Origin of the sequence: Bacillus sp. C30, from assembly GCF_040838255.1 — a bacterium.
Taxonomy (GTDB): Bacteria; Bacillota; Bacilli; order Bacillales; family Bacillaceae_G; genus Bacillus_A; species Bacillus_A mycoides.
In genome coordinates, this window is sequence record NZ_JBFPJH010000311.1 from 1 (window position 1) to 3,787 (window position 3,787).

Sequence of the window (3,787 nt, forward strand, 5' to 3'; positions counted from 1 at the left end):
CAACTTGAATACCTACGAAAATACTTAATACAATTGTATTTTCTTTAAACAGTGAGTACTCAAACATTTGTCCTAACGCAGTTAATGCTACTGCCCCGTGTAATGTTGCAACTCCAACTGGAACGAAGAATAAAAGCGCTAAGCGGATTGTGACTACTTTCGATAATTCCCCTCTCGTCAATCCAACTTTTCGAATCATTTCAAATAAACGAGTATCGTCCTCCAAATCTGAAAATAAACGGAAGTAAAGGAAGCTTCCTGCACAAACGAAAAATACAATACCAATAAAGAAACCTACAAATAAAATGGGTCCTGCGATTTGTAGACTTTGATTTTGATCGTACTCTTCTGCACTAAACGTTGAATGTTCTTGATAAGGCTTAATCTGATTCGTAAGCTCTTTACCAACCTCAATTTCATCTTTAGCGGATTGTGTTTTATACATATAATCTTTTTCTTCTTTAAATCCATCTTGTAATGAATCATATTGATTTTTAGAGATTACATACACATTACCTCTTAGTATTTTACTTAATGAAGAAGTATTAACTTTTTTCACATTTAAAGGTTCATTCATATTTGGTAAAGTAATTTCTTTTCTTTCTTTCATCGGTGGTCCGGGTATTTCGACTGACAAAAATAAAGCCTCTTTATTTGATACAGTATTAAATGGTTCTCCTGTTAACTTTGCATATTCTTTATAATCTGATTCTTTTATAAAAATGGCGCTTCTTAACGACTGCTCCTCCGTTTTCTTCGATGAAATATTTATTTTTGAAGCTGCTATATTATGTTTCTTTAATCCTTCGTCAATGATTTTCAGATGCTGTGGCTCATTGCTATTACCTTGCTTAGACTGATAGTGAAACGCAATTGGTCTGTCCATAATTTCTTTCGTCATCGAAGCAAACCCAACCAATGTACCTATTGCTGAAAATGCTACTGTTGAAATAATCGTTACAATAAAGAACATTCTTGCGTTATCTCTCATACGGTATGCTAAATCTGACAAAGTAATAATATTTGTCTGTGTCCAATAGAAACGTTTACTTTTTTTACATAGTCTAATAATAAAGACGCTCAACTGCTTGTACAGCAAATACGTACCAATAATGACTACCGTTGTAACAGGAATCATCATTATAAATACCATTGCACCATGTGACATAAGAGCTCCTGCATAACCAGCACTAAGCAATACTACTGCTAATATAGACGAAATTATAGATGCCTTCGGTTCTGGCTTCGCCTCTGCTGATCCTCTAAACAATTTCATAATTTTATTTTTACGAACCATTCCTGCACTAAACAATGAAATGATCATAAATAATACGAAAAACATAATACTCGTTACAACAATCGCTTTCATCGGTATGTAATAGGATAAAGAGATATCTAGTTTTAATATCATCGGAGCTACAAATATTAATATTCCTGAAAACAACATACCTGAAAGAATCCCAAAAATTATTGCCCCTATTCCAATCATTATATTTTCAAAGAAGATAAGACGCTTTAATTGATATTTCGTCATACCTAACATCATTAAAATTCCTAGTTCACGCTTTCTCGTTTTTAAAAACATTCCCATTGAATATAAAATAAAGAAGAATGTAAATAAGTAAATAATAGACTGCGCAAAAGACATACTTACGAATACGTACTGTCCTAATTCTCCAGCACTTAATGCCGGATGAAACGCAAAAAATGAATACACAAAAAAGGCCATAATTGCAAATGCACTACTCAAAAAATAAGCTGAGTATGTTCGTCTATTTCGCGTTACATTTCGAAATGCGAGTTCTCTAATGTTCATACTACTTCTCCGCCCTTCTACTAACTATACTTTTATATTAGTAAAGTTCGGAAATACCTTCCATCGATTCAAATGACAAAAACCTTACATTATTGAAAGGTTTTAAACAATTGCTTATATAAAACAGTTTCATTATAATGACTACATTCATATTCATACACGCATCCTATTGTATATTCGTTAGTTTTGCGAAATAATAAAGGATAGAAGTATGTACCAATATACATATAAACTTATTTACCGCTTTAATATGAATAGGAGGAAAACATAATGACATTACAAGAACAAATTATGAAAGCATTACATGTTCAGCCTGTAATTGATCCGAAAGTAGAAATTCGTAAACGAATTGATTTCTTAAAAGCTTATTTAAAAACTACAGGTGCAAAAGGATTTGTACTTGGAATTAGCGGCGGACAAGACTCTACACTGGCAGGACGTTTAGCACAGCTTGCAGTCGAAGAAGTTCGTAATGAAGGTGGTAACGCAACGTTTATCTCCGTACGTCTTCCATACAAAGTACAAAAAGATGAAGATGATGCACAATTAGCATTACAATTTATTCAAGCTGATCAGTCTGTTGCTTTTGATATCGCTTCAACTGTTGATTCCTTCTCAAATCAATACGAAAACTTATTAGGTGAATCATTAACAGATTTCAATAAAGGAAACGTAAAAGCACGCATTCGCATGGTTACACAATACGCAATCGGCGGACAACAAGGGCTACTCGTTATCGGAACTGATCATGCTGCTGAAGCTGTAACAGGTTTCTTCACAAAATTCGGAGATGGCGGTGCAGATTTATTACCATTAACGGGATTAACGAAACGCCAAGGACGTGATTTATTACAAGAATTAGGTGCAGACGAGCGACTTTACTTAAAAATGCCAACAGCTGATTTATTAGATGAAAAACCAGGTCAAGCTGATGAAACAGAGCTAGGCATTACTTACGATCAATTAGATGACTATTTAGAAGGTAAATCCGTTCCAGCTGACGTTGCTGAAAAGATCGAGAAGCGTTACAAAGTGAGTGAACATAAAAGACAAGTACCAGCGTCAATGTTTGATGATTGGTGGAAATAGAACATAAAAAAGAAGCTAATCTCATTTAGCTTCTTTTTTATACGTTAACGATATACCCCTACTCTTTTCTCTAATAAATCCTGCAAGCAATCTTCATGTTGTTTATTAAACAATGGCGGCATTTTGTCTAAAGGGAAAAACTGCAAATCTAACGTTTCATCACCGTCTATTTTTGTATTCCCTCCAACGATTGAAAACTTAAAGAATATTACAATTGCCTGTGCCTGATCTCCATTCGGATATGCTTGAAAATATTTCGTATACACACCAATGAGCTCATCAATTTCCACATCATATCCTGTTTCTTCTTTTATTTCTCGAATCGCAGTTTCTGCCGCAGATTCCCCGATCTCCATTGCACCGCCTGGAAATCCCCAAGCATTAAAGTCTCCTCTTTTTTGCAGAAGCACTTCACCAAATTCATTAAATACACAACCTCCTGCAAAATTCAAAATAACATAATCATGCCCTATTTTTTCACGTAATTCCTTTATATAATTCGCCATCTGCTTCTCCTTTTTATCCATCTTCCATTATTCTTTTTTATCTTTTTCAAGCAATTCAATAATCCGATCTAACTTCTGATTCATATTAATCACATGTTGTTTTTTCATAGTGTTTTTTTGCAATAATCTTTTAATGAACAGAGTAAATGATACAAAAAACAAAACGATAAGCCCGATTACTAGACAAAAATATATCAATGCAAATATATTATTTTCGAACAAATTCATTCAGCTATCACATCCTCTATTTTCAATTATTTTATCACGCAATTCTAAATAGTCAACGATATTATAAATCAAACACAAAAAGAGCACCTTTTATGAACTGAACCCAAAAAGTTAGACACAAAGCATTATGCTACTAATAAGGATTGAT

The 3,787-nt window shown here is 33.6% G+C and carries 4 protein-coding genes; 1 reads left to right on the forward strand and 3 read right to left on the reverse strand.

Going from position 1 to position 3,787, the window contains the following annotated elements; translation table 11 throughout:
* On the reverse strand, positions 1-1,816 hold a 1,816-nt coding region (locus tag AB3X49_RS19165; protein WP_367964067.1), incomplete at its 3' end, for an FtsX-like permease family protein.
* A gap of 270 nt (positions 1,817-2,086) precedes the next feature.
* Here AB3X49_RS19165 and nadE point away from each other — a divergent pair.
* Positions 2,087-2,905, forward strand: coding sequence for an NAD(+) synthase (nadE, locus tag AB3X49_RS19170; protein ID WP_002012398.1), 819 nt, complete (start codon positions 2,087-2,089; stop codon positions 2,903-2,905).
* Between the two features lie 44 nt (positions 2,906-2,949).
* On the opposite strand, the gene AB3X49_RS19175 is transcribed toward nadE, so the two are convergent.
* Both AB3X49_RS19175 and AB3X49_RS19180 read right to left on the reverse strand, forming a co-directional pair.
* The gene (locus tag AB3X49_RS19175) at positions 2,950-3,411 is read right to left on the reverse strand and encodes an NUDIX hydrolase (RefSeq protein ID WP_002130989.1); all 462 of its coding nucleotides are present in this window, start codon (positions 3,409-3,411) and stop codon (positions 2,950-2,952) included.
* 27 nt (positions 3,412-3,438) lie between these two features.
* A complete protein-coding gene (locus AB3X49_RS19180; protein WP_002064945.1) occupies positions 3,439-3,639 on the reverse strand; it encodes a DUF4083 domain-containing protein in 201 nt (66 codons plus the stop codon).
* Between the last annotated feature and the right edge of the window lie 148 nt (positions 3,640-3,787).

Coding starts and splice junctions, on each gene's coding strand:
- nadE (WP_002012398.1), top strand. CDS start 2,087: ATGACATTACAAGAACAAATTATGAAAGCATTACATGTTCAGCCTGTA.
- AB3X49_RS19175 (WP_002130989.1), bottom strand. CDS start 3,411: ATGGCGAATTATATAAAGGAATTACGTGAAAAAATAGGGCATGATTAT.
- AB3X49_RS19180 (WP_002064945.1), bottom strand. CDS start 3,639: ATGAATTTGTTCGAAAATAATATATTTGCATTGATATATTTTTGTCTA.